The following is a 24,639-nucleotide window of genomic DNA, read 5'->3' as shown; positions in this document are numbered from 1 at the left end:
AAATTCCTAACATCAGAACGGCCCGAGCGGGTTCGGACCGCCTTCGACAACGTCCTGCATCACGTCCCAATGTTCGGCGATCATGCCATCTTCGAGCCGGAAGATATCCATCACCGCCCAGCCCATGTCGCCCGGCCAGCGGCGCACGTGGTAATGCACCGTCACGTGGTCGCCGTCGACGAAGGCGCGCCTGACGTCGTGGACCGCCTCGGGCGTCTGCGCCTTGATCATGTCGAGGAAGGCCTTGAGCCCCTCGCGGCCCGGCTCGGCCATCTGGTTGTGCTGGATGTAATCCTTGCCGATGAAGCGCTCGACGGCGCTCGAATCCATCGGATTGAGCACCTGTTCGAACATCGCCAGCACGAAATCGAGGTTCGCCTGCTCCTGCTCGGTCCGGCTCATTGGGGCAACTCGGCGGCGGGCAGCGACTGGCCGCGAATGAGGTCGGCCGCCTTCTCGCCGACCATGATCGAGGGGATCATCGTGTTGCCGCCCGGCACCGTCGGCATAACCGAGGCGTCCGCGACGCGCAGGCCTTCGACGCCGATGACCTTCAAATCGCTGTCGACCACCGACTTGTCGCCCATGCCCATCGAGCAGGAACTGGTCGGGTGCTGGCCGACGTAGCAGGCGGCGGTGAGGTAGGCGTCGAGTTCGTCGTCGGACTGGACGTTGATGCCCGGCGTCTTCTCCTCGCCGACCAGTTCGGCCATCGGTTCGGTGTTGTAGATTGTGCGCGTCAGCCGGATCGCATCGCGCAATTGCCGGCGGTCGTTCTCGGTGTCGAGGATGTTGAGCGTGACCGCAGCGACTTCACGCGGGTCGGCGCTTTTCAGTTCGACCCAGCCGCGGCTTTCGGGATGGAGCTGGACCACCCCGGCCCACCACACGTCGTCCTGCCGCTTCTTCAGGCCGGGGAACCAGGTCTGCGCGTCGAAGCGGATCGGGTTGACCATGATCTGCATGTCGGGCCGGTCGAGCTCGGGCCGCGTCTTGATCACGACGTTGCACGAATTGACCTGGTAGGTGTTGGTCCCGGTGCCGAGGACCGCCCAGCGCAGCGTGTTGAACGCCAGCTTGTCCCAGCGCAGCTCGCTCAGGAAAGTGACCGGCTGCGTCGCATGCCATTCGAGGCTCGCGGTCGGATGCTCCTGCAGGTTGCGCCCGACGCCCGGGCTGTCGTGCAGCACGTCGATGCCGTGCTCCTTCAGGTGCGCTGCCGGGCCGATGCCCGATAGCATGAGCAGGTGCGGCGAGTTGTAGGTGCCGCCCGAGAGGATCACTTCGCGCCGCGCTCTCACGACCTGAGGGCCGACGGGCCCCTCGATCTCGACGCCGACCGCGCGCTTGCCCTCGAACACCACGCGGCGGACCAGCACGCCCGAGCGCACGTCGAGGTTCTGCCGGCCCAGCGCCGGGCGGATGTAGGCGGTCGCCGCGCTGACCCGGCGGCCGCGCTTGTCGGCGGTCATCTCGCCGCGCGCGAAGCCGACGGGATCGGCCCCGCCAAGGTCCTCGCTGAGCGGGAAGCCGAGATTGCGCCCGGTCTCCATCATCCGTTCGTGGTGCAGCACCGGCAGGTCGATCGACTTGATCCGCACCGGCCCGCCCTCACCGTGATAGGTGCCCTCGCCGCGCCAGGAATCCTCGAGCCGCCGGAAGTAGGGCAGCACGTCGGCGTAGGACCAGCCGCGCGCGCCCATCTGCGCCCACTGGTCGTAGTCGCCGGGGTGACCGCGCATCGCGAACATGCCGTTGATCGAGCCGGAGCCGCCAATAACCCGCCCGCGCGGCAACGGCATCCTGCGGCCGCCGAGGTTGGGCTCGGGCTCGGTCCAGTAGGTCCAGTTGAACTGCGGCTTGGTCATCGCCCTGAGGAAACCCAGCGGCATGCGGATGTACGGATGGTCGTCGCGCCCGCCCGCTTCGAGCAACAGCACCTGCGTGCCCGGATCCTCGCTCAGGCGCGCGGCGACGACGCAGCCCGAGCTGCCCGCGCCCACGACGATGTAATCGAAACTGTCTGGCAATGCCCTCTCCTGTGGCCCTCGCGGGGTACCTTGTAGCCTTGCTAACGCTCGTTACTATTGCGCGCAAGGAGAGGAAGATGACTCGCGACGACTACGAGCGCTACGCCGCCGCCTTCAACGCGCGCGATTATGACGCGGTGTTCGACTTCTACGCCGAAAACCCGCGCATGGCGTTCTTCGGGATCGAGATCACCACGCGCGACCAGCTCAAGGATTTCTACGGCTTCATGCACAGCTACGTGCGAGAGACCGTCGAGATCGAGCGCTTCGCCGGGAGCGAGGAACTGGCCGCGGTCGAAGCGATCGTGCGGATCGAGGCGACCGCCGACCTGACCCGCGAAATCCTCGACGCGCGCGGGATGCAGCAGTTCTTCCCCATCGCCAAAGGCGAGGTGCAGGAGATGCGGCAGTACATCCACTACCACCTTAAGTACGGGAAGATAGAAAGCGTGGGTTGCGCCCTAGTCTGAGAAGCGCGTAAGATCTCCTTCACCGCCTTGGACGTGCAATGTTTTCGCTCTTGCGGTAATTTCGCATATATGAAACAACGGGCTACCTTCTTGAGAGGATAGTCTGATTGTGATCAGCACCATCGCATCCGGCCGATCCGGGGCGCGCGCCTGATGGCGACGACGTCCCCCACTGCCAGCCAGGTCAAGTCGGCTACCCGCACGCTCGACATCATCGAGTACGTGGTCGCGCACCCGCGCCCGCTGGTGGCGCAGGAAATCGCCACCGCGCTCGGCATTCCGGTGTCGAGCCTGTCGTACCTGCTCGCGACGCTGGTCGAGCGCGACTACCTCGTGCGCGAGGGACGGCGCTATTCGCCGGGCAAGGGGCTCGAGAAGCTGCAGTTGCACGGCACGAGCTTCTCGCTCGCCGACCGCGCCGCGCCTGTGGTCCGCACGCTGCGCCAGCAATTGAACGAGACTTCCAGCTTCTTTGTTCGCGATGGCTGGGAGGTCGAGGCGCTGGTGACCGAATCGAGCCACCAGGCGTTGCGCTATGCCGTACCGACCGGTGATCGCCTGCCGATGCATGCGCTGGCCAGCGGCAAGGCGCTGCTCGCCGGGCTTAGCGACGCCGAACTCGACCGCTATTTCGCCGAGACCGAGCGCCAGAAGTTCACCTCGTCGACGATCACCGAAGAGAAGGCCCTGCGCCGCGAGCTGGCAGAGATCCGCAAGACCGGCTTTTCCAGCACCGACGAGGAATTCAGTCTCGGGATCATCGGCATCGGCCGCATGGTGACGATTTCCGGCGAGCCCGCAGGTTCGCTCTCGGTCGCCATTCCCAAGGTCCGTTGCGATGCGGCCATGCGCGAGCGGGTGCAGGACATGCTGGCACGTACCGCAAGCCTGCTCGACGAAACCTGACCCCTCGACCCGGGCGAATGATCGGCTAAGGGGCGGAGCATGAAAACACTCCGCATCCTGACCGCCCTCGCCCTCGTCCTCCCTGCCCCGGCACTGGCCGGACCGCCAATCGATCCCGCCAAGGTCGAAGCGACCGGCGCGCGGGCCATGGGAGAACTCGAACTCATCGGCCTGACCGTGGCGGTCGTCGACAAGGACGGCACCGTCATCGAGCGGCAGTTCGGGTTGCGCGAACTCGGCAAGCCCGAGACAATCGACGCCGACACCCTCTGGCCGATCGAATCGCTGACCAAAGCCTTCACCGCCGCCTCGCTGGCGCTGCTGGTCGAACGCGGCAAGGTCCACTGGGAAGACCCGCTAGTGCAGTACATGCCCGAATTCGACTTGGGCGATCCGTGGGTGACGGCGCATTTCACCGTGCGAGACCTGCTGACCCACCGCTCGGGCCTGAGCCTCGGCGCGGGCGACCTGCTGCTTTCGCCGGCCGAGGGATCGACCCCGGCCGACATCATCGCCTCGCTCAAGGCGATCCCGCCAGCCACCGGTTTCCGCGAGAAATACGCCTACGACAACGTGCTCTACGTGCTCGCCGGCGACCTCGTCCGTCGCATCGACGGGCGCAAGTGGGAAGACTTCGTCCGCCAGGAACTGTTCGCCCCGCTCGGCATGAGCCGCTGCACGGCGATGGCCAGCGAGCGCCTGACCAAGTCCAACCGCATCACCGAGCACGCCCCCTTCCCCGGCAGCGACGGGCACGAGGTGCTCAACCCGAAGATGATCCTCAACGATTCGTTCTATTCCGCAGGGTCGATCGGCTGCCCGGTCGGCGACATGGCCAAGTGGGCGAGGATGTGGCTCAACAACGGGGCCATCGACGCCGATCACCAGCTGCTCTCCAAGGAAAGCGTCAAGGAATTGTGGACGCTGGTCACGCCGACCGGAACCTCGATCCCGTTCGACGAGACGAAGCAGAAGCACCTCTCCGGCTACGCGCTCGGCTGGTTCGTCGGCGACATGCTCGGCCGGGTCGTGGCCAGCCATTCGGGCGGCTCCTTCGGGGCGACCTCGTACCTGATGATCGCGCCGGAAGAGGGCGTGGCGACCATCGCCATGACCAACACCTATTCGAGCGGCGCCAGTTCCGTGGCGCAGCAACTCATGCAGGACATGCTCGTCGCCCGTCCGCTGCCCTCGCACGACTACATTGCCGATGCAGCCAAGCGCTGGACCGAACAGCAATCCAACGTCTCGGCGATCGAAGACAGCGTTGCGCCGCCCAAGGGTGCCAAGGCACCTCCGGTGGCGCTGGCCGGCTTCACCGGCACTTTCCGCGACCCGTGGTTCGGCGAAGCGACCGTATCGCAGCGCGACGGCAAGCTGTGGCTCGACCTGCCGCATGGCGACATGCTCGACGGCCCGCTCAACCCCTATGACGGGACGCGCTTCTCCGCGCTGTGGCCGGAGCGGCGGCTGATGGCCGACGCCTTCGTCGATTTCATCGTCGAGGATGGCAAGGTCACCGGCTTCACCATGCTGCCGGTTTCCAAGGAGACCGACTTCTCATGGGACTTCAAGGATCTGCGCTTCGTCCGCAGCGGCGATTGAGCGCCTAGCGGTTGCCTTCGCGGGGGCGGGCCAACGCCAATGTCTGGCCGAGGTCGGCACCCTGCTGGCCGGTGATACGGAACACCGCCTCGAAGTCGTCGTTACCGTCGGCCACCTGTCGTAGCGCCCTGGGCAACTCGTGCCCGGCGGCGATCGGGGCGATGCCGCGCAGGCCGGTGTCGCGCGCTCCTGCGACCACCGCGAGCAACGCCCCGCCCGGTTCGTGGAAGCGCGTGATGTAGGCGAAGTCCTGGTAGTATTCGGGCGAGACACGGCTGAGCGCTTCGCCGCTGTTGAACTTCTTCCCGGTCCTGTTGTCGTCGAGTTCGTCGTAGGTCTGGCCGACCTGCAGGTCGGAGTTCATGAAGTTGACGTCCTCGAGCAGGCCCATGCCGCTGACCAGCCCCACGTAGACAACGTTGAAGTCGCGCAGCGTGCTGCTGTCGACTTGCGAGGCGGGCATGATCCGCACCGGCTTGGGATGGCGCGCGAGCACCGGCATGATCGAACGCAGCCCGTAAGCGGTCGAGAACGGCAGGTAGGTCAGGCCGACGTCCTCGGCCTTCTCGTAGCGGGCCGGATCGGTTTCCTGCGCGCGGGCGAGGTCGGTCGGCGAATCGATCGCGAAATCGCGGATCAGGCGGCTCCTTTCCGGATCGAAGGGATCGAGCTCGCCGAACATGTAGTAGTCGCCGACCGCGACCATGATCGGGCGGTCGGAATCGAGGAACGGCTGCCAGATCGCGTTCCCCTCCGCCGCCGTTCCGGGCGAGCTGGTCTCGCGGCCCGCCGCGAAGGACAGCGCGAGCGCGAGGACCGCCGCGACCGGCAGGGCCCAGCGCCACTTGCGCCAGAGCTGGACCGGAGGGGCCGGGACGCCGTCGGACTGTTCGAGCACCAGTCCGTAGCTGCCGGCCGGCAGGACCAGCCGCGCGCCGTCACCCGGCTCGCGCTCGTAGAACCGCTCGAGCCGCTTGCGCAGGCGGTGGATGTAGACCCGGGCGGTGGCATCGTCGCCCTCCGCGCCCATCTGGCCGAACACCTCCTGCGCGATCTCCGCCTGGCTTGCGGGCGGTGCCCCGGGACCGCGCGCGGCGAGGAAGTCGAACAGCTCGCGCAGGCGCCCGTTGCGGCCCACGACGTTGGCCGCCGTGATCCGCTGCACTTCCTCGGCGAATGCGCTGTCCTGCTCCACCCCGGCTTCCCTGTAACGCCCTGTTACGGGCGATTACCGTAATTAACTTGGTTTGGCGAGGCATCGCTGGGACACCGCACCCCAGCCGTAATTGCCGAAAGCAAAAACATCTTGAACCGCCTGTATTCTGGCCACGCAACAGCTCGTAACAGGATGGCCGCCTTCCTCGCCGCGACGGCCTTTTCCGTGTTCGCACAGCCTGCCCTTGCGCAGGACGCGGACGACAGCGACGGCACGACCGCCGATCCCGACATCATCACCGACATGCCCGAGATCGTGGTCTACGGACGCGGCGAACAGCGCATCGGCACGGCGGGAGCTGCGAGCGAGGGCGGCGTTACCGGCGCCGACATTTCGCTCCGCCCGCTATCACGCCCGGGCGAGGTCCTCGAATCCACCCCCGGCCTGATCGCCACGCAGCACTCCGGCGGCGGCAAGGCCAACCAGTACTTCCTGCGCGGCTTCAATCTCGACCACGGCACCGACTACGCGCTGTACATCGACGACATGCCGATGAACTTCCGCACCCACGGCCACGGCCAGGGCTACCTCGACGTCAACGGACTGATTCCGGAAATCGTCGAGCGGGTCGACTACCGCAAGGGCCCCTACCGCGCCGACACCGGCGACTTCAGTTTCGTCGGTTCGAGCTTCATCACCACCCGCGACGAGATGGAACCCTTCGCGCTCGTCGAGGCGGGGATGTACGATTACTACCGCGCCGTCGCCGGGGGGTCATTCAAGGTCGGCGTCGGCGACCTCGCCTTCGCCGGGCAGGCCAAGTTCAACAACGGCCCGTGGGAGCTGCCCGAAAGCTACAAGGGCTACTCGGCCTTCGCAAAATACTCGGTGCCGCTCGGCATGGGCCAGCTCGAGGCCAGCTTCAACGGCTTCTGGGCGACCTGGGACCCGACCGAGCAGATCCCCGAACGCGCCGTCGGCACGCTGATCAAGGACCGCTACGGTTCGCTCGACAAGACCCTGACCGGGCGCACCGAACGCGAGACCTTCACCGTCCGCTACACCGACGACGACTGGAAGCTGACCGCCTGGGCCCAGCACTACGACTGGAGCCTGCTCAACAACTTCACCTTCTACCTCGACGACCCGGTCAACGGCGACCAGCGGCGGCAGTACGACAATCTGTGGGGCTACGGCGGCCGCATCGAGCGCAACTTCACGCTGAACGACACCCTTTCACTGCGCGGCGGGACCGAACTGCGCGCCGACGACATCGGCACGGTCGGGCTCGATCACACCATCGCCGGGGCCTACGACTACACCTACTCGACCTTCTCGGTGAACGAGACCAGCGCGGGCGTCTACGCCGAGGCCGTTTGGCGCCCGGTCATGGGGCTGATGGTCATCGGCGGCGGGCGCGGCGACTTCTACCGCTTCAAGACCACCCCGCTGGCCGGCGGGGCGTGGGGCGGCACGGTCAAGGATTCGCTGTTCGCCCCCAAGGTCGGCGCCAACTACGAGATCGCACCGGGGATCGCGCTCTATGCCAACTACGGGCAGGGGTTCCATTCCAACGATGCGCGCGGCGTCACCAACCCGGTCTCGCCCGCCCCCGGCCTGGTGAAGGGCCATTTCAAGGAAGTCGGTGGCCGCTTCGAGCGCGGCGGGCTGATCCTCAGTGGGGTCTACTGGTGGAGCTTCATCGCCAGCGAACTGATCTACGTCGGCGATTCCGGCGCGGTCGAACCGAGCGATCCGGGCCGCCGCCGCGGCTACGAACTGACCGCGTTCTGGAAACCCAACGGCTGGCTCGCGCTCGACGGCGTGTGGACCGGCACGCACTCGCGCTACGTCGGCCTGCCCAAGGGCGAGGACTTCGTGCCCGGGGCGCTGGAAAGCTCGGGCGAGATCGGCGTGTCGGCGCTGTTTCCCGACTGGAACGCCTCGATGCGCGTGCGCTACCTTGGTCCGCACCCGATCATCGAGGACAACTCCCAGCGCGGCGAGCCGACCACGCTGCTCAACTTCCGCGCCGCGTGGACGCCGCAGCGCGGGCACGGCTGGGAAGTCTACGCCGAGCTGCTCAACGCGCTCGATTCCAAGCGGGACGACATCGACTACTATTACGCGACCCGCTTCCCCGGCGAACCGGTCGACGGTGTCGAGGACCGCAATAGCCGCATCGTCGAACCGCGGCAGGTCCGGGTAGGGATCAGGAAGACCTTCTAGGCGGCCTAGCGCCCGACCGGGGCGCCCGGTGGATTTCGCAGGTTCTCCGGATTCGTGGTCACAGGCGGCAGGGCCGGCAGGTCTTCCGGCTCGGGCTCGGGCTCGGGCTCGATAGCCGGTAAGGGCCCGAGGTCGTTCTTCGCCCCATTGGGGCGCGTGAGGCGGCGGGCGTAGGTGACACCCTCCTTGAACGGTCCGAGCTTCGTATCGGGGCCGACCCGCTGCATAATGTAGGGGTCGAGGCCGGTGCCGACATAGACCATCTCGGCTGCATCGCGATCGATCAGGCGAAAGCGGAAGACATCGGGCACCGCGCCGGGCCGCGGGTCGTTGAAGCTGACCTCGACCGAGTCGCCTTCGACCGTACCGGCCAAAGAGCGCAGGATCCGCGCCGGCATGACGATCTGGGCGAATCGATCGCCGTCGCTGGCAAAGCTCTCGGGGCGCTGCCAGGTACCGAGCCATTCACGGGTCTTGGGGTCGCGGTCCAGGTCGAAGCGAAAGATCACCGTTCCGGCAATCTCCAGCGCCCACGAGCCTTCGAGCGAACTGGGACCCTCCTGCGCGGCGGCGGGCAGCGGCAGGAGCAGGGCGAGGAGGAACAGCAGTCGCGCAAGCATGGCGCACTGCCTAGCGCGGTTTCGCCGGATGCAAAAGATAAGGGCGGCCCTCGCAGACCGCCCTTCCTCTTAATTCAGGCTTGCGAAGGGGCTTACGAGACGCCCTTGCCCGACTGGCGCCAGCTGTCGGCGTACGAGTTGCGCGCCACCGACGAGTACGGCACCGGCGAGACGATCGCCTTGATCTCGGTCTGCACGTGCGGCTCGACCGTCGGCTTGCTGGTGCCGCCGTTGGGTTCGCCCCAGACCAGCGTCACTTCCTTGCCGAACTCGACGTAGTCCGGATCGATCATCGCGAGCGAGAGCATCGAGCCTTCGTTCGACGAGTAGCCGATCCAGGTCGAAACGCCGATCTGCTTGCCGTCGCACAGCACCTGGTCGAACGGGTGCATCGCGTAGACCGCACTCGGGAACTCGAAGTACTTGGCGCGGTCGCCGTTGGCGAACATCGAGCTCATCGCCCGCAGCACGTCTTCCGGATCGAGCGCCAGGGTGACCTTGGTCTTGTGCGTTTCGGTCGCCATCTTCTCGAGCGCCTCGCGGCCCACGAAGTCGTGGTCGAACTTGACGATGTGGCCGTAACCGATGTCCCACGGCGTGAGGTAGTAGCCCTCGACGCTGTCGGGAACGTGGCTGCCGCCGACCGAGCACATGCCGGCATAGGAGTTGGCACCGGCCCAGGCGCGGAAGTCCTTCATCATCTGCGAATCGCCGGTGTAGAACGCCGGCAGCGGGCTCGGGAGCCAGCCGGATTCGAGCGTGTTCGACGAATAGGCGCGGCCGCCGACGAGGGTCAGGCCGTCGTTCTTGCCCGCTTCGACCAGCGCGGCGTGGACCGCCTTGTAGTCTTCCCACGGACCGAACAGTTCGTAGCCCGGCTGGCCGGCCATGCCGTGACGCAGCGCGATGACGTCCTTACCGCCGATGTCGATGTGCGCCATGTTGAAGAATTTCAGGTCCGGCGGGGTCTCGCCCATGGCAATGCCGAGGATCTTCATCGCGTTCGGGCCCTGGAGCTGGAAGCGATAGTTCTTGCGCACGCCATCGGTACGCATCGCGGTGCGCTCGTCACGCTCAACGGTCACTTCCCAGTCGCCGTACTGGGCGTGGAATTCGACCCACTCGATGGCGGGCACGCGGCCGACCAGGCTGAACTCTTCCTCGGCGAGGTAGAACAGGATCACGTCGCCGATGACGTAGCCGTCCGGGGTCACCGGAACGAACTGCTTGGCCTTGTTGACCGCGAAATTCTTGAAGCTGTTGATGGCGAGGTATTCGAGCAGCTTGAAGGCATCCGGACCGCGCACGTAGAGCTCGACCATGTGGTAGCTCTGGTTGAAGAGCACCGCGCTCTTCGACCAGGCGCGCTGCTCGTTGCGCCAGTTCGAATATTCGGCCGGAACGCCCGGGTAGGGGTTCGGGCCGACCTGCTGGTTGCGCAGCAGTTCGACGACGTCGCCCGCTGCATCCAGCTTCTGCTGCAGATTCTGATCACTCATTGTCTTTGCCTCTCCAATCGAAAGGGGGTTGTAACGGTTTACTTCGAAACTTCAGGCCGGCCTCGCGAGCCAGCCTGCAATGGCGGAATTGACGCCCTCGGGCGCCTCGAGCTGGATCATGTGTCCGGCGCCCGGAACGATGACGAGTTCGGCGCCCGGGATCGCCGCGGCGATAGTCTCGTGCTGGGCCGGGGGAGCCCAGGTATCGAGTTCGCCGGTCATCACCAGCGTCGGGCAGGAAATCTGCGGCAGCAGGTCCATCACGTCGGGCCGGTTGACCAATGCGTGGATTTGCGCGTCGAACACCTCCTGTCCGGCCTCGACGTTCATCTGGTGCAGCGGTCCGTAGATCGCCGGGTCGGCGCGATTGGCCTCGGCCACCATCGGCGGCAGCCACTGGTAGATCAGCGCCTCGAACCCGTTGTCCCAGCCGACCTGCTGCAAGGCGCGGCGGCTGGCCGGTTCGCCATCCCTCAGCGGGTGGATGCCGGTGCTGACCAAAGCCAGTCGGCGGACGCGTTCGGGGGCCATGCGGTAGACCTCGAGCGCGACCCGGCCGCCCATCGAATGGCCGAGCAGGTCGAACGAATCGGGGGCTTGGTCGAGCACGATGCGCGCCATGTCCTGCAGGGTGTCGGCCAGCCCGTAGCCGTTCACCGCCCGCGAATCGGCGAAGGCCGCAAGCTGCGGCTCATAGATGCGCGCGTCGCACGCCAGCCCGGGCAGGAACAACAACATGGCGATTTGCTCGCCTCTCTCCCTAGGAATTCGCAGGTGTGAAATTTTCGTCTATACGAAGAAATGCGATTGCGCTAGGGGCTTTTCGCAAGTGTCGTGCGGCCCTAGGGAGTCGCGCGCAAGAGAGGAGAAAGCCTGATGTCATACGCCGCGATCCACCCCAATTGGGAGAAGCCGCGCGACAACATGGTCGACGGCTATTCGCTGGAAATGACCGCCAAGGAAATCGAAGGCCTGCGTGAAGCGGCGCCGCTGATTCGTCCCAAGACGCAGATCGCGGTGACCTTCCTCCCCGGCGAGGAAATGGAGCAGCGGGTCGAAGCGGCAGTGCTTGTCCGCGAGCTCGGCTTCGAACCCATCGTCCACCTCTCGGCGCGCCGCCTGACCTCGCTCGAGGAACTCGACAAGTACGTCAGCGACATCAGCAGCAAGGCCGGCGTGAAGCGCGTCTTCATCATCGCCGGCGATCCGCCGGAGCCCGAAGGCCCATTCTCGGATTCGCTGCAGATCATCGAGAGCGGCGTGCTCGAGAAGTACGGCATCGAGATCGTCGGCGTCGGCGGCCATCCCGAAGGCCACCCCAACGTCTCCAAGTCCGACCTGTGGGTGTGGATGGAAAAGAAGCTCGCCGCAGTCCGTGCCCACGGCATGGTCCCGCTGGTCGTTACCCAGTTCGCCTTCGACGACGACGCCATCGTCGAATGGATCAAGGAAATGCGCGGGCGCGGGATCGACGTGCCGGTGCGCCTCGGCATCCCCGGCCCGGCGGGCATCAAGCGCCTGCTCGGCTTCGCCAAGCGCTGCGGCGTCGGCGCCTCGGCCTCGGTGATGAAGAAGTACGGCGTGTCGCTGACCAACCTCATCGGCAGCGCGGGCCCGGACAAGCTGGTCGCCAGCCTCGAAAAGGGCCTGACCCCCGAGCTCGGCCGCGTGCGCCTGCACCTCTATCCGTTCGGGGCGCTCAAGGCTTCGGCGGAATGGATCAACGACTACGAAGCGAAGCACTGATCCGATGGCTGACATTATCGACGGCAAAGCCGTCGCGAAAACGCTCGACGGAGAAACCAAGGCGCAGATCGACGCTATGGTTGCGGCAGGCCTGCCGCGCCCGGGCCTCGCGGTGGTGCTGGTCGGCAGCGACCCGGCGAGCGAAGTCTACGTCGGCCGCAAGATCAAGAAGTCGCAGGAACTCGGCATCACCAGCTTCGAGCACCGGCTGCCGGCCGAGACCTCGCAGGAGGAGCTGCTGGCGCTGATCGCCAGGCTCAACGCCGACAACGCGGTCAACGGCATCCTCGTGCAGGTCCCGCTGCCCGCGCACATCGACACCGGGCTGGTGCTGCGCGCCATCGCGCCCTCCAAGGACGTCGACGGGTTCCACCCGGTCAACGTCGGACGCCTGTCGACCGGGACCGGCGGGATCATCCCGTGCACCCCCTTCGGCGTGATGAAGCTGCTCGACACCGTGTTCGACGACCTCACCGGGCTCGACGTGGTGGTGATCGGCAAGTCCAACATCGTCGGCAAGCCGATCGCCATGCTCATGCTCGAGCGCGAGGCGACGGTGACCGTGACGCACATCGAAACCAAGGACCTGCCCGATATCTGCCGCCAGGCCGACGTGATCATCGCCGCCGCCGGCGCGCCGGAGCTGGTCAGGGGCTACTGGGTCAAGCCCGGCGCGGTCATCATCGATGTCGGCATCACCCGCCGCAAGACCGAGGACGGCAAGACCAAGCTGGTCGGCGACGTCAAGTTCGACGAGGTGCAGCACGCCCGCGCGGTCACTCCGGTGCCCGGCGGCGTCGGGCCGATGACCATCTCCTGCCTGATGGCCAACACCGTCCAGGCCGCGCGCGACCAGGTCGAAGGCAAGAGCGCCGACGGCTTCGCCATCGACTGGGACGACCTGCCCGACCGCTCGATGTTCACCACCGCGAACGGCAACGGAAACGGCTGATCCACGCTGCCGGGGGGTGGCAATCGCCCGCGAAAGGGTTAGTTTCAAATCCGAACCGGAAGAGGAACGGATGAACCCCCAACCCGATATCGATGTCGCCATCGTGGGCGCCGGCATTTCCGGCATCTCGATGGCCGCCCACATGAAGTTGATGTGCCCCGAACGAAGCTTCGCCATGTTCGAGCGGCGCAGCAACATCGGCGGCACATGGGACCTGTTCCGCTACCCCGGCATCCGCAGCGACAGCGACATGCACACCCTCGGCTTCAAGTTCGAGCCGTGGGTCCATGAAAAGGCCATCGCCGACGCCCCGGCGATCCGCGAATACCTCGACCGCATCGTCCACGAACGCGGAATTGCGGATCACATCCGTTACGATTCGAAGGTCGTCTCCGCCGACTGGCATTCGGACGAGGCGATGTGGCACCTTACGGTCGAGGACCCGCGCGGCTGGCAGCACGTCACTTCCCGCTTCCTCTACCTTGCCTCGGGCTATTACGATTACGACGACCCGCACGATGCGCAGTTGCCGGGCATCGACAAGTTCGGCGGACAGGTGATCCACCCGCAATTCTGGCCCGAGGGGCTCGATTACGCGGGCAAGAAGATCGTGGTGATCGGATCGGGCGCGACCGCGGTGACGATCGTTCCGGCGATGACCGACAAGGCCGCCCACGTCACCATGCTCCAGCGCACGCCGACGTGGATGGCCGCCGGGCCAAGCCGCGACAAGATCGCCAACAACCTGCGCAAGTACCTGCCCGAATGGCTCGCCTACCGGATCACCCGGCAGAAGAACATTCGCCTGCGCGACTACCTGTTCAAGCGCGCCCGTAACGAGCCGGACAAGGTCGCCAACTTCCTCACCGGGATGCTCAAGCAGGAGCTCGGCGAGGATTACCCGCTCGACGATTTCCAGCCGCCCTACCCGCCGTGGGACCAGCGCCTGTGCCTGGTGCCCGACAGCGACCTGTTCGCCGCGCTCAAGGCCGGCACCGCCTCGATCAAGACCGGCCACATCGAGAGCTTCGAAGCCGGCGGTATCCGTCTCAAGTCGGGCGAACTTCTCGAAGCCGACATCGTCATCACCGCCACCGGCCTGCGGCTCGCGCTCGGCGGCAAGGTCGACGTCAGCCTCGACGGCGAGACGCTGATCTGGCCCGATCGCTGGTTTTACCGGGGCTGCATGTTCTCGAACGTGCCCAACCTCGCCATCGTGTTCGGCTACCTCAACGCCAGCTGGACGCTGCGGGCCGACAACAACTCCGACTACATCTGCCGCGTGCTCAACCGCATGCACGACAAGCGCGCCGTCATCGCCGTTCCACGCCTGCCCGAAGACCACGGGATGGAGGAAATCGAGCCGTTTCCGTTCTCCTCAGGCTACCTGCAGCGGGCCAAGCACCTCATCCCCAAGAGCGCGCCGACTTTGCCGTGGCGGCTCAACCAGGACTACCTCGAGGACTGCAAGGACTTCAGGAAGCGTCCGGTCGATGACGGGGTGCTGAAGTTCGAGCGACTGCCGGCCAAGACCGAGGCGGCGTGATGGCCGGGGCCGGGCGGATCTGGACCGCCGCGCTGATCGTGATCGGCGACGAGATCCTGTCCGGCCGCACGCACGACAAGAACATTGCCCAGGTGGCAAGCTGGCTGCAGGTCCAGGGCATCCGCCTGTCCGAAGTTCGCGTCGTCCCGGACGTGATCGAGCGCATCGCCGAGGCGGTCAACGCGCTCCGGACGAGCTACGATTACCTCTTCACCACCGGCGGGATCGGCCCGACGCACGACGACATCTCGGTCGATGGCGTCGCCCATGCCCTTGGCGTGCCCGTGGTCATCGATCCGCGCGCCCGGGAGATCCTCGAGGCCTACTACGTCACCAAGGGCGGGATGAACGAAGCGCGCCTCAGGATGGCCCGCGTGCCGGAAGGCGCCGACCTGATCGAGAACCGCATGTCCGGCGCACCGGGCATCCGCATCGGCAACATCCACATGATGGCGGGCGTCCCGGCGATCGCCGCTCAGATGCTCGATGCCCTGACCGGCACGCTGGAAGGCGGTGCCCCGCTGCTCAGCGAGACGGTCGGCGGGTGGATCCAGGAGAGCCAGGTCGCCGACCTGCTAAGTGAAGTCGAGAAGGCGCACGAGGGGTGCCAGATCGGCAGCTACCCGTTCTTCCGCGAGGGCAAGACCGGGGCCAACTTTGTCATCCGCTCGACCGACCGCGATGCGCTCGATTCCTGCGTCGATACGCTGTGCGAGGGACTCGGCGAGCGCGGCTTCGACTGGACGCCGGGCGGGATATGAGCGGCGAACGCGGGCACCTGCAGGCCCTGCTCGACCAAGTGCTCGACCTGGCGGGATCGCCCGAAGCGGCAACCCGCTTTGCCGGCTGGCGCTACACCGAAAACGGGCAGGTACTGCCCGTGGGCGAGGGCCTGTGGGCGACGACCGACCGGATCGGTCCCTACTGCCACACGTTCCTCGATCCGGATGCCGGACAAGCCGCCTGCTTCGCCACGCTGACCGAGGGCCGCACCCGCTCGATCATGGCGTTGCGCGTGGCCGAGGGGGAGATAGAGGCGCTGGTTGCCCGCCCTGCCCCATTTGGCACCGGCGGAGCCTTCGGCGACGGACCGGCCGCGCTCGACGCCTCGACCCTTGACCCGCGCTGGCTGGCCGAAATCGACCCCACCGAGCGGGCTTCTCGCGATGCGTTGGTCGCTATTGCCGACGCCTATTTCACCGGCCTCGAATGCAACGACGGCAAGGGCCACTATCCCTTTGCCGACGACTGCATCCGTATCGAGAACGGCTTTCGCACCACCGGCGTCCAGCCTTCACCCAGCGCCGGCAAGACGCCCTACCTCGAAGCCTTCCGCGCGATGTCGGCGAAGGAGCAGTTCGAGACCGGATATTTTGCCTTCGTCGACCGCATCCGCGACCGCCGCTTCCCTGTGGTCGATGTCGAGCGCGGGCTGGTCTTCTCGTTCGCCTTCTTCGACCACTCGGGCACGATCCGCGAGTACGAACTGGCCGACTGCACTCCCGTCAGCGCCGGTCTCGACCGCCCCTTCAGCTGGATGATCGCCGAGGCCTTCCGCATCGAGCAGGGGCTCCTGACCCGCATCGAGGCGCTGATGACCGAGTGTCCCTACGGCATGAAACCGGGCTGGTCCTAGGCCGCCGTCGCCTTCCGCGCCTCGACCTCGCCGAGCTTGTGGCGGAACTGCGCCTTGGGTTTCATGACCACGTGGCCGACCGCCGTGTTGCTGGCAGGAACGTGGTAGAAGCGGTGCAACTCATCGACGTTTGGCCCCATCGCCGCGCGCATGATGAGCCACATGATCAGCTCGATCCCCTCGGTCCCGGCCTCGCGCAGGAAGTCGAGGCGGGTGATGCCGCGCAACTCGCTCGTGCCGTCGGGTCCAGCCGCAAGGCGTTCCAGGAAGGCGTTGTCGAACTCGGGCGCAATCAGCCCGGCGCGCGGGCCCTGGAGCTGGTGGCTCATCCCGCCCGTGCCCCAGACCTGCACCTCGATATCCTCGGGGTAGCATTCGACCGCGTCGCGGATCGCCTCGCCGAGCTTCCAGCAGCGCTCGGCCGAAGGGGTCGGGAACTGGGTGACGTTGACGGCCAGCGGGATGACCTTGCACGGCCATTCCTCGGGCTGGCCGAAGACCAGGCTGAGCGGCACGGTCAGGCCGTGGTCGACCGCGATGTCGTTCATGATGGTGATGTCGAACTCGTCGATCACCAGCTGTTCGGCGATGTGCCCGGCGAGGTCAGGATGGCCGATTACCGTCGGCACCGGGCGCGGGCCCCAGCCCTCGTCGGCGGGCTCGAATTCTTCCGCGAAACCGATCGCGAAGGTCGGCACGATGTCGAGCATCATCGCGCTGGCATGGTCGTTGTAGCAAAGGATGACGACGTCGGGCGTGTTGTCCTTCACCCATGCCTTCACGAACTCGTACCCGGCAAAGACCGGCGCCCAGTAGTCGTCGGCGGTGCGACCGAGGTCTATCGCCGCGCCGATGGCAGGGACGTGGCTGGTGCCGATCCCGGCGGTGATCCGGGCCATTACTTGCCCTCCCCGCCGAATTCGCGCTGCTGCTGCTCGCGGATCGACTTCAGCCCCTCGGGCGAACGGCCCCCGGCGCTCATCATGTCGGCGTATTCGTCGGGCGTCATGCCGGTCATCGAGCTGACCGCACGCTGCGCACTCCAGCCGTCGGTGTTCGACAGCTTGACGAGGAAATAGATGTTGCCGCCGAGGTCGATCAAGCGCGGAAAGTCGCGTTCGAGCACCGCCTGCTTCTGCTCCTCGCTCATCCGGAAACGGTCGAGATAGGCGCGCTCGTCGGCCTTGAAGGCCTCGCGATTGGCGGCTTCCATCAGCGACATGCAGAACTTGTGCAGGTGATAGGCCTGGCGGCTGCGCCGGGCGGTGAACACCGTGGTGCCGGGAATGTCCTCGAGGTCGGACAGCGGATAGAGACGGTGGCGCATCGGACAGACTTTCGTTGCGGCGGACAGTGAGCCTACCAGCGGCAGCCCACGACCGCCAGCACTCCGGCCTCCCAACTCCGGACCGCGCCAATCCACGGCGGCGATGCGACCCCGCTTGCATCGGGCAGCGCCGCGGCTAGCATCCGCGCCGGGAGGGGGTCACGATGGAGTTCCTGTTATTCCTCGGCCTGGCGGTCATCGTCTGGCAGCTGTGGTCCTCGTTCAAGGGTCTTGAGCGGCGGATCGACGAGTTCGAGCGGCAACTGGGCGACCTCGAATGGCGCGGTGTCGCACCGTTGGCCGAACCCTCGCCCGCTACCGTACCGGCACCCTCCGTGCCCAAGGTGGCGCGCACGGTCACGACCTCCACGCCCGCTCCCACGCCGCCGCCCGAACCGGAGCCCACGACCGCCGAATCCCCGGTTGAACCGGAGCCTGCATTCGAACCCCGGCCGAGCCTGCTCGACCGCCTTGCCGAACGCCGCCTGACGTTCGACTTCGAGGACGTGTTTGGACGCCGCCTGCCAATCTGGGGCGGAGGGATCGCGCTTGCGCTCGCCGGTATCTTCCTGGTCAAATACTCGATCGAGGCCGGGCTGCTCACGCCGCCCGTCCGCGTCGCCTTCAGTTTCGCTTTCGGCGTATTGCTGCTCGCTGCCGCCGAGCTGGCCTACCGCCAGGAACACCGCATTGCCGACCCGCGGGTGCGACAGGCGCTCGCCGGGGCCGGGCTCGCGACCCTCTACGCCGCCTTCTACCTCGCCGGCACGCGCTACGGCCTGATCGGCCCGGCGGTGGCCTTCGGCGGACTCGCTGCGATCACCGCTGCGGCGATTGCACTGTCCTACCGCTTCGGCCTGCCCTGCGCGGTGCTCGGGCTGGTCGGCGGGTTCGCCGCACCTGCGCTCGTGGCGAGCGACGAGGCCAATGTGCCTGTGCTCACGCTTTACCTCGCGCTGGTAACCGGTGGGCTGACCTGGACCGGCGGCAGGCAGGGCCGCCCGTGGCTCGGCTACCTCGCGCTCGCCGCGGCCTTCGTCTGGGGCGGGCTGATGCTGCTCGGCGGCGTCGCTGGGAACGGCGATTTTGGCTCGCTCGGGCTCTACATAGCGGCGGTCGGCGTCGTGCTGCCGCTGGCTATCGCCGGCGATCCCAACCACCGGGTAACCCGCCTCGCCGCTGCGGTGCTCGGCACCCTGCAGATGGCGGCGCTGGTCGAGCAGGGCGGCAACGCCCCGCTGACCTGGGGCCTCTACCTGTTGCTGGGAGCTGCGCTGGCGTTCCTCGGCTGGCGCGATCCGCGTGTGCGCGAAGGGAGCGGGGTCGCCGCCGCGCTCGGCGTGTGGCTGCTGTTCGGCTGGGACATTCCCCCTGCCGGACCGTTCGCCGCGGTCTGCGCCGGGTATGCCGCGATCTTCCTTGCCGTGCCGCTCGCCGCGCTGTGGCTTGGCCGCGCGCGCCAGCTCGACCTGTGGCAGGTCTCGCTCGCCGCCCCGGCCCTGGCTGCGGCGGTCTACTGGCTGTTCGGATCGTGGTACGCCAACGACAGCGAGCCCGGCATGGCCGCCGCCTGCGCCGGCCTCGGCCTTTTCCCCGCACTCGCCGCGGCGCGCTGCTGGCGCGACGGGACGACGGACCGGCTGCTGTCGATGCCGCTCGCCAGCACCGCGCTGCTCGCCTTTGCGGCGTTGCTGATGCTGAGCCCGGAATGGTTCGCACCTGTCGCCGCTGCGATCGTTGCCGGTGGCTTGCTGGTCCTGTTCTCCCGCCGACGCACACGCCCGCTGGCGGAGCTCGCCTGGGTCGCCGCGATCGTCGCACTGCTTGCATTGCTGGCCGACCTGCCAATCAGCGAACGCGAGATCGAGCGGCTCGGCGGCGGCACCGCTGCGACTGACGTAGCCCGTGCGCTGCTGCGCTGGGCTGCGGTGATGGCGCCTTTTGCCGGGCTGGCCTGGTTCGAGGTTCGCAAACGCCACCTCCGTGCCGCCGAAGCGCTCGCCGCGCTCGTCGCCTATGGACTGGTCGCACAAGTCATGCCCGGCGGCTGGCTGGCATGGACTGCGGCGCTCGGAGCCATCGGGGTGGCACTGGCGTGGCGTGAACGTGGCGCTGCCGGCTGGACGGTGGGCGCGGTAGCTGGCATCTGGGCTATGCCGGAGGTCGGGCAGTGGCTGTCGCGCGGCATTGAGGCGCTCACCGGCCCGCCAATGCTGACAGTCGCCACGCTGTCGGTGCGCGACGCGCTTCTCCACATCGCCCCAGTGGCGACGGCAGCGCTGCTCGCCTGGTGGTCATTGCGCGAGGCGAGTGACATGCAGCGCCGTGTACTTGCCGGAGCGGGGCTCGCCGCGGCGACGATCGGCCTGCACATCGTCTTCAAGCACGCGCTGGCGATCGACGACATCGCCCGGTTCCGCGAACTTGGCATGGCGGAGCGTGCGCTGTGGGACCTGCTGCTCGCAGCCGCCGCGCTTGCCGCTTCGCGGTTCGGCAAGGCACACGCCAAGGCGGGAGAGGCGCTCGGCATCGCCCTCCTCCTCGCCCACTTTACGGTGTTCACCCTGCTGCTGCGCAATCCGCTGACCACGCACCAGGCCATCGGCCCGGCGCCGATGTTCGACTGGCTGGCGCTAGCCTATGCTCTGGCACTGATCGCGCTCTGGGACGCGCGCCGCCTCCTGCCCGAAGCGTTCATCGCGCTGCGCCCGGTTTGCGACGGGGCGATGATGCTGCTCATCGCCCTGCTCGCGCTGTCAGAACTGCGCCACCTGTTCGCCGGGACGGTCCTGACCGACGGCTTTGTCGGGCAGAGCGAGGACCTGCTGCGCTCGCTGCTAGGCATAGTTCTGGCGCTCGCCTTCCTGTGGTGGGGATCGCGCAGCGGCCAGCGCAGCTGGCGCATCGGTTCGCTGGTGCTGATGCTGCTCGCGGTCGGCAAGGTGTTCCTGGTCGACGCCGCTGGCCTCGAGGGGCTGCTGCGCATCGCCAGCTTCCTCGCGCTCGGCGTCAGCCTGATCGGCATCGGCTGGGTCTATTCGCGGCAACTCGGCAGGCGCGAGGGGTAGCACAAACGGAAAAGGACCGGCGGATTGCTCCGCCGGTCCCCGTGTCCATCCGAAGCGATGGACAGTCCTACTGCCTCGCCATCGCGGCCTTGAGATAGGCCTCGATCAGGTGTTCCTTGTCTTCAAGGCTCTCGCCGGTGATATCGACCAGCACCTTGTGGATCTGGCCGGTGAAGGTGAACGGCGGCTTGTATTCATCCTCCAGCATGACCGGCGAACCATTGTCGCAACCGACGATGGAACTGGCGGCAAGTCCGAACTGGATCGGGATGGTCACCGGCAATTCGCCTTCCCCGGCCGCTTCGCCGTCGAAGAACAGGGAAATATTGCCGGGCGTTCCCTTGCCCTTCGCAACATCGGCTTCGCCCGTCGGCTCGAATTCGAAACTGAGAACGTGATCGCCCTCGGGCACCTTGTCGTCGGATCGAATGGTGAACCGCTGGTCGGCCACATAATTGTAGCCATAGGTCAGCTTGCCGTCCTTGATGTAGAGGCAGAAGCCCCCATCATTGCCGCCGACCGTGAACAGCGCACCCTCGGCCCCACCCTTGGGTATCGTGACATGCACGCTGACCGAATGCGCCACGTTCAGCAGGCGTGGACCGACCGATGAGGGCACTGTCTGGGTTCCGGGATAGTAGACGTATTTGTCCCGCGCGGCTGCGATTTGCGGTCGTTCCTCGGCGAGGCGAATGGTGGTCCGGCTGTCGATCGGGAACACCTTGTACTTCCCAGCTTCGGAGTACCACAGACCGATCATCTCGATCAGCTTGGCGGGATTGTCCTTTGCGACATTGGTAGTCTCCGCCGGGTCCTCGGTGAGGTCGAAGAGTTCCCAGCCCTTGGCATCGAGTTCGGTGAGCATGTCATTCGAGATCATCTCGCCGAATTCGTGCTCTGCTTCGGTAAAGGAATCGCCCGGCCACGGACAAACGGCGCGCCAGCCATCGTGATAGATCGAACGGTGCCCAAACATCTCGAAATACTGGGTCCGGTGGACAGCTTCCGCATCCTTGTCGTCGAAGGTACTCTTGAGGCTGAAACCTTCGATCGGTGATTGCGTGATCCCGCGGATCGCTTCCGGCGGGTCGATTTCCAGGCAGTCGAGCACTGTCGGAACCATGTCGATACCATGGCAGAATTGGGTGCGGATCTCGCCCTTCGCCTTGATCCCCTTGGGCCAGGTCACGATGAACGGATCGGACACGCCACCACGATATGTCTCGCGCTTCCAGCGGCGATAGGGGGTGTTGCCGGCATGGGTCCAGCCCCAGGGGAAGTGGTTGAAGTACTTTGGCCCGCCAATGTCTTCGATCGCCGCCAGGTTCTGCTCGAGGCTGTCGGGGACGTTGTTGAAGAACTTGTTCTCGTTGACCGAACCGGTCGCGCCGCCCTCGGCGCTTGAGCCATTGTCGGAAACGAGCATGATCAGCGTGTTCTCATACTCGCCGATGTCCTTCAGGAAGGCGAGCAGCTCGCCGATATAATGGTCGGTGTGCTCGAGGAAGCCGGCAAAGACTTCCATCATGCGGGCGTAGAGCTTGCGCTCATCGGCGGAGAGCTTCTCCCAGTCCTGCACGTCAGGGTCGTGTCGCGAAAGCTTGGTGTTCTTGGGAATGACACCAATTTCCTTCTGCTTCTTGAACACCCTTTCGCGGTAGGCGTCCCAGCCGTCATCGAAGACGCCCTTGTACTTGTCCGCCCATTCGGCGGGGACATGGTGCGGAGCATGTGCGGCACCGGTGCAGAAGTACATGAAGAAGGGCTTGTTCGGCGCGACCTGCTTGGCGTCGGCGATCATTGCCTTAGCCTTCTCAGCCAGGTCGATGTTGACGTGATAGCCGTCCTCCGGACCGTATTCGGGCTCGACCTGCGTGTTGTCGCGCACCAGCTCAGGGTAATACTGGTGCGTGTCGCCGCCCAGCCAGCCGTAATAGCGCTCGAAGCCGCGGCCCAACGGCCAGCGGTCGTAGGGACCAGCGGCGGACACCTGGTTGGCCGGCGTCAGATGCCACTTGCCGATCGCATAGGTGTTGTAACCGTTCTGCTGGAGGATTTCGGATATGAAGCCGTTTTCGAACGGTATCATTCCGTTGCCGCCGGGGAAGCCGGTTGCGCCTTCGGTGATGCAATTCATGCCGTTCGAATGGTGATTGCGCCCGTTGATAAAGCACGAGCGCGAGGGCGAGCAGAGCGATGTCGTATGCATGTTGGTGTAGCGCAGCCCATCGGCCGCCAGGGCATCGATGTTGGGCGTGTTGATCGGACTGCCGTAACAACCGAGATGTCCGTACCCGGTGTCGTCGATGACAATGAAAAGGACGTTCGGCACCCCCTCCTTCGCCCGGTTCGGAGAGGGCCAGGACGGTTCGGATACGTCGAAGGTCCTGCCGATCACGCCATTGAATGCCTGACTGGGCTTGTATTCCTTGAGTGCCATGGGGAGTTCCTCTCACGCGGATTAGGCCCCGACTGTCGACCCCTTCCCCCCCCGCGGCTATCGGGTGAATCCCCCCCTTTTGGCATCGAGTCGACGTATCGCCCCGCCAAAGCGCCGGGCGCCAAACGAAAGGGGCCGGCGGATCGCTCCGCCGGCCCCTTGCTTGTCCCTTGCTCGCGCTCAAGGAGCGCAAAGCGCGGTAGCGCAGAAGGTTACGCGCCTTCGACTTCCGCGAGGTCGACCTTGAGGCCCGGGCCCATCGTCGAGGTGACGGTCACCTTCCTGACGTACTTGCCCTTGGCGCCGCTCGGCTTGGCCTTGACGATCGCGTCGGTCAGCGCCTTGAAGTTCGCCTTCAGGTCGGCGTCCTTGAACGACAGCTTGCCGATGCCCGAGTGGATGATGCCCATCTTCTCGACGCGGAATTCGACCTGGCCGCCCTTGGCGTCCTTGACTGCCTGCGCGACGTTCGGCGTGACGGTGCCGAGCTTCGGGTTCGGCATCAGGCCCTTGGGGCCGAGCACCTTACCGAGACGGCCGACGACGCCCATCATGTCGGGGGTCGCGATCACGCGGTCGTAGTTGAGGTTGCCGGCCTGCATGTCTTCCATCAGGTCTTCGGCACCGACCTTGTCGGCACCGGCGGCGAGCGCCTCGTCGGCCTTGTCGCCCTTGGCGAACACGGCGACCTTCATCTCCTTGCCGGTACCGGCCGGGAGCGAGACCATGCCGCGAACCATCTGGTCGGCGTGACGCGGGTCGACGCCGAGGTTCATAGCGACTTCGACGGTCTCGTCGAACTTCTTCGAGGCCATGTCGCGCAGCATCTTCAGCGCTTCTTCGATGCCGTACAGCTTCTCGCCGTCGAGTTCGGCCGCGGCCTTCTGCTTCTTGCTGAGCTTAGCCATCGGTTCAGCCCTCCACCACTTCGAGGCCCATCGCGCGAGCGGAGCCTTCGATGATCTTCGTCGCCGCTTCGATGTCGTTGGCGTTGAGATCCTTCATCTTCACTTCGGCGATTTCGGCCAGCTTCGACCGGGCGATCTTGCCCGCCGAAACCTTGCCCGGTTCCTTGGAACCCGACTTGAGGCCCGCCGCCTTCTTGATCAGGAAGCTCGCCGGGGGCGTCTTCGTGACGAAGGTGAAGCTGCGATCCGCATAGACCGTGATGATGGTCGGGATCGGCATGGACTTTTCGAGATCCTGCGTGGCGGCATTGAACGCCTTGCAGAATTCCATGATGTTCACGCCGCGCTGGCCCAGCGCAGGGCCGATGGGCGGACTTGGGGTGGCCGAGCCTGCAGGAACCTGCAGCTTGATATAGCCGTCGATCTTCTTGGCCACGTATGGCCTCCTTTCTCACTGTCGCCTCGGTCTCTCGACCTGGGCTCATGGTAAGCGGTAATAAC

The 24,639-nt window shown here is 66.0% G+C and carries 21 protein-coding genes; 10 read left to right on the top strand and 11 right to left on the bottom strand.

The genetic code is table 11. The features are described 5' to 3' along the window. Positions 1-12 precede the first annotated feature (12 nt). Positions 13-402: a nuclear transport factor 2 family protein gene (locus GRI89_RS05365; protein WP_159792982.1), complete on the bottom strand. Its 390-nt coding sequence runs from the start codon at positions 400-402 to the stop codon at positions 13-15. Further along, the gene (locus GRI89_RS05360) at positions 399-2,030 is read right to left on the bottom strand and encodes a GMC family oxidoreductase (protein ID WP_159792980.1); all 1,632 of its coding nucleotides are present in this window, start codon (positions 2,028-2,030) and stop codon (positions 399-401) included. The genes GRI89_RS05365 and GRI89_RS05360 overlap by 4 nt, the downstream gene beginning before the upstream one ends. A gap of 77 nt (positions 2,031-2,107) precedes the next feature. On the opposite strand from GRI89_RS05360, the gene GRI89_RS05355 reads away from it, so the two are divergent. The 3 genes from GRI89_RS05355 to GRI89_RS05345 all read left to right on the top strand — a co-directional run bounded on the left by GRI89_RS05355 (position 2,108) and on the right by GRI89_RS05345 (position 5,011). After that, positions 2,108-2,500 (top strand): nuclear transport factor 2 family protein, encoded by a 393-nt coding sequence (locus GRI89_RS05355; RefSeq protein WP_159792978.1) that lies wholly within the window; start codon positions 2,108-2,110, stop codon positions 2,498-2,500. A 153-nt stretch (positions 2,501-2,653) separates the two neighbouring features. Then, positions 2,654-3,406: an IclR family transcriptional regulator gene (locus GRI89_RS05350; protein WP_159792976.1), complete on the top strand. Its 753-nt coding sequence runs from the start codon at positions 2,654-2,656 to the stop codon at positions 3,404-3,406. Between the two features lie 39 nt (positions 3,407-3,445). Next, complete coding sequence (locus tag GRI89_RS05345; RefSeq protein ID WP_159792974.1) at positions 3,446-5,011, top strand: serine hydrolase; 1,566 nt, start codon at positions 3,446-3,448, stop codon at positions 5,009-5,011. Between the two features lie 4 nt (positions 5,012-5,015). On the opposite strand, the gene GRI89_RS05340 is transcribed toward GRI89_RS05345, so the two are convergent. After that, positions 5,016-6,206, bottom strand: coding sequence for a helix-turn-helix domain-containing protein (locus GRI89_RS05340; RefSeq protein ID WP_159792972.1), 1,191 nt, complete (start codon positions 6,204-6,206; stop codon positions 5,016-5,018). 153 nt (positions 6,207-6,359) lie between these two features. Here GRI89_RS05340 and GRI89_RS05335 point away from each other — a divergent pair, with 153 nt between their 5' ends. Beyond that, the gene (locus GRI89_RS05335) at positions 6,360-8,396 is read left to right on the top strand and encodes a TonB-dependent receptor (protein ID WP_235912814.1); all 2,037 of its coding nucleotides are present in this window, start codon (positions 6,360-6,362) and stop codon (positions 8,394-8,396) included. A 5-nt stretch (positions 8,397-8,401) separates the two neighbouring features. On the opposite strand, the gene GRI89_RS05330 is transcribed toward GRI89_RS05335, so the two are convergent. The 3 genes from GRI89_RS05330 to GRI89_RS05320 all read right to left on the bottom strand — a co-directional run bounded on the left by GRI89_RS05330 (position 8,402) and on the right by GRI89_RS05320 (position 11,253). After that, on the bottom strand, positions 8,402-9,016 hold the full coding sequence (locus tag GRI89_RS05330; protein WP_159792968.1) for a hypothetical protein: 615 nt from the start codon (positions 9,014-9,016) through the stop codon (positions 8,402-8,404). Between the two features lie 92 nt (positions 9,017-9,108). Continuing rightward, positions 9,109-10,515 (bottom strand): syringate O-demethylase, encoded by a 1,407-nt coding sequence (gene desA, locus GRI89_RS05325; RefSeq protein WP_159792966.1) that lies wholly within the window; start codon positions 10,513-10,515, stop codon positions 9,109-9,111. 51 nt (positions 10,516-10,566) lie between these two features. Next, on the bottom strand, positions 10,567-11,253 hold the full coding sequence (locus GRI89_RS05320) for an alpha/beta fold hydrolase (RefSeq protein WP_159792964.1): 687 nt from the start codon (positions 11,251-11,253) through the stop codon (positions 10,567-10,569). A 138-nt stretch (positions 11,254-11,391) separates the two neighbouring features. Between GRI89_RS05320 and GRI89_RS05315 the strand changes: the two genes are divergently transcribed. From GRI89_RS05315 to GRI89_RS05295, 5 genes are all read left to right on the top strand, one after another. Next, positions 11,392-12,261 carry a methylenetetrahydrofolate reductase gene (locus GRI89_RS05315; protein WP_159792962.1) on the top strand — a complete coding sequence of 290 codons (870 nt, stop codon included), beginning with the start codon at positions 11,392-11,394 and terminating at the stop codon, positions 12,259-12,261. Positions 12,262-12,265: 4 nt separating this feature from the next. Next, positions 12,266-13,213, top strand: coding sequence for a bifunctional methylenetetrahydrofolate dehydrogenase/methenyltetrahydrofolate cyclohydrolase FolD (gene folD / locus GRI89_RS05310; protein ID WP_159792960.1), 948 nt, complete (start codon positions 12,266-12,268; stop codon positions 13,211-13,213). 70 nt (positions 13,214-13,283) lie between these two features. Next, the gene (locus tag GRI89_RS05305) at positions 13,284-14,759 is read left to right on the top strand and encodes a flavin-containing monooxygenase (RefSeq protein ID WP_159792958.1); all 1,476 of its coding nucleotides are present in this window, start codon (positions 13,284-13,286) and stop codon (positions 14,757-14,759) included. Next, the gene (locus GRI89_RS05300; protein WP_159792956.1) at positions 14,759-15,520 is read left to right on the top strand and encodes a competence/damage-inducible protein A; all 762 of its coding nucleotides are present in this window, start codon (positions 14,759-14,761) and stop codon (positions 15,518-15,520) included. The genes GRI89_RS05305 and GRI89_RS05300 overlap by 1 nt, the downstream gene beginning before the upstream one ends. After that, positions 15,517-16,395 carry a hypothetical protein gene (locus tag GRI89_RS05295; RefSeq protein ID WP_159792954.1) on the top strand — a complete coding sequence of 293 codons (879 nt, stop codon included), beginning with the start codon at positions 15,517-15,519 and terminating at the stop codon, positions 16,393-16,395. Before GRI89_RS05300 ends, GRI89_RS05295 begins: the two co-directional genes overlap by 4 nt. Here the strand turns inward: GRI89_RS05295 and GRI89_RS05290 are convergent. Further along, positions 16,392-17,294 (bottom strand): class III extradiol dioxygenase subunit beta, encoded by a 903-nt coding sequence (locus GRI89_RS05290; RefSeq protein ID WP_159792952.1) that lies wholly within the window; start codon positions 17,292-17,294, stop codon positions 16,392-16,394. The two genes, GRI89_RS05295 and GRI89_RS05290, sit on opposite strands and share 4 nt — an antisense overlap. Beyond that, positions 17,294-17,722 carry a protocatechuate 4,5-dioxygenase subunit alpha gene (gene ligA, locus GRI89_RS05285; RefSeq protein WP_159792950.1) on the bottom strand — a complete coding sequence of 143 codons (429 nt, stop codon included), beginning with the start codon at positions 17,720-17,722 and terminating at the stop codon, positions 17,294-17,296. Before ligA ends, GRI89_RS05290 begins: the two co-directional genes overlap by 1 nt. 164 nt (positions 17,723-17,886) lie before the next feature. Between ligA and GRI89_RS05280 the strand changes: the two genes are divergently transcribed. Further along, a complete protein-coding gene (locus GRI89_RS05280; RefSeq protein WP_159792948.1) occupies positions 17,887-20,790 on the top strand; it encodes a DUF2339 domain-containing protein in 2,904 nt (967 codons plus the stop codon). 67 nt (positions 20,791-20,857) lie between these two features. On the opposite strand, the gene GRI89_RS05275 is transcribed toward GRI89_RS05280, so the two are convergent. The 3 genes from GRI89_RS05275 to rplK form a co-directional block, all read right to left on the bottom strand. Then, positions 20,858-23,230: an arylsulfatase gene (locus GRI89_RS05275; protein WP_159792946.1), complete on the bottom strand. Its 2,373-nt coding sequence runs from the start codon at positions 23,228-23,230 to the stop codon at positions 20,858-20,860. A gap of 212 nt (positions 23,231-23,442) precedes the next feature. Next, complete coding sequence (rplA, locus tag GRI89_RS05270; protein WP_159792944.1) at positions 23,443-24,138, bottom strand: 50S ribosomal protein L1; 696 nt, start codon at positions 24,136-24,138, stop codon at positions 23,443-23,445. Positions 24,139-24,142: 4 nt separating this feature from the next. After that, entirely contained in the window at positions 24,143-24,574 is a 432-nt protein-coding gene (gene rplK / locus GRI89_RS05265) for a 50S ribosomal protein L11 (protein WP_328598099.1), read from the bottom strand. Between the last annotated feature and the right edge of the window lie 65 nt (positions 24,575-24,639).

Origin of the sequence: Croceibacterium salegens (assembly GCF_009827435.1) — a bacterium.
Taxonomy (GTDB): Bacteria; Pseudomonadota; Alphaproteobacteria; order Sphingomonadales; family Sphingomonadaceae; genus Croceibacterium_B; species Croceibacterium_B salegens.
The sequence above is the reverse complement of the archived record's forward strand: the minus strand, read 5'-3'. Positions and strand labels throughout refer to the sequence as shown.

What these genes read in the sequence shown, in the direction of transcription:
- GRI89_RS05365 (WP_159792982.1), bottom strand. Translation starts at nt 402, where the DNA reads ATGAGCCGGACCGAGCAGGAGCAGGCGAACCTCGATTTCGTGCTGGCG.
- GRI89_RS05355 (WP_159792978.1), top strand. Translation starts at nt 2,108, where the DNA reads ATGACTCGCGACGACTACGAGCGCTACGCCGCCGCCTTCAACGCGCGC.
- GRI89_RS05350 (WP_159792976.1), top strand. Translation starts at nt 2,654, where the DNA reads ATGGCGACGACGTCCCCCACTGCCAGCCAGGTCAAGTCGGCTACCCGC.
- GRI89_RS05345 (WP_159792974.1), top strand. Translation starts at nt 3,446, where the DNA reads ATGAAAACACTCCGCATCCTGACCGCCCTCGCCCTCGTCCTCCCTGCC.
- GRI89_RS05335 (WP_235912814.1), top strand. Translation starts at nt 6,360, where the DNA reads ATGGCCGCCTTCCTCGCCGCGACGGCCTTTTCCGTGTTCGCACAGCCT.
- GRI89_RS05330 (WP_159792968.1), bottom strand. Translation starts at nt 9,016, where the DNA reads ATGCTTGCGCGACTGCTGTTCCTCCTCGCCCTGCTCCTGCCGCTGCCC.
- desA (WP_159792966.1), bottom strand. Translation starts at nt 10,515, where the DNA reads ATGAGTGATCAGAATCTGCAGCAGAAGCTGGATGCAGCGGGCGACGTC.
- GRI89_RS05320 (WP_159792964.1), bottom strand. Translation starts at nt 11,253, where the DNA reads ATGTTGTTGTTCCTGCCCGGGCTGGCGTGCGACGCGCGCATCTATGAG.
- GRI89_RS05315 (WP_159792962.1), top strand. Translation starts at nt 11,392, where the DNA reads ATGTCATACGCCGCGATCCACCCCAATTGGGAGAAGCCGCGCGACAAC.
- folD (WP_159792960.1), top strand. Translation starts at nt 12,266, where the DNA reads ATGGCTGACATTATCGACGGCAAAGCCGTCGCGAAAACGCTCGACGGA.
- GRI89_RS05305 (WP_159792958.1), top strand. Translation starts at nt 13,284, where the DNA reads ATGAACCCCCAACCCGATATCGATGTCGCCATCGTGGGCGCCGGCATT.
- GRI89_RS05300 (WP_159792956.1), top strand. Translation starts at nt 14,759, where the DNA reads ATGGCCGGGGCCGGGCGGATCTGGACCGCCGCGCTGATCGTGATCGGC.
- GRI89_RS05295 (WP_159792954.1), top strand. Translation starts at nt 15,517, where the DNA reads ATGAGCGGCGAACGCGGGCACCTGCAGGCCCTGCTCGACCAAGTGCTC.
- GRI89_RS05290 (WP_159792952.1), bottom strand. Translation starts at nt 17,294, where the DNA reads ATGGCCCGGATCACCGCCGGGATCGGCACCAGCCACGTCCCTGCCATC.
- ligA (WP_159792950.1), bottom strand. Translation starts at nt 17,722, where the DNA reads ATGCGCCACCGTCTCTATCCGCTGTCCGACCTCGAGGACATTCCCGGC.
- GRI89_RS05280 (WP_159792948.1), top strand. Translation starts at nt 17,887, where the DNA reads ATGGAGTTCCTGTTATTCCTCGGCCTGGCGGTCATCGTCTGGCAGCTG.
- GRI89_RS05275 (WP_159792946.1), bottom strand. Translation starts at nt 23,230, where the DNA reads ATGGCACTCAAGGAATACAAGCCCAGTCAGGCATTCAATGGCGTGATC.
- rplA (WP_159792944.1), bottom strand. Translation starts at nt 24,138, where the DNA reads ATGGCTAAGCTCAGCAAGAAGCAGAAGGCCGCGGCCGAACTCGACGGC.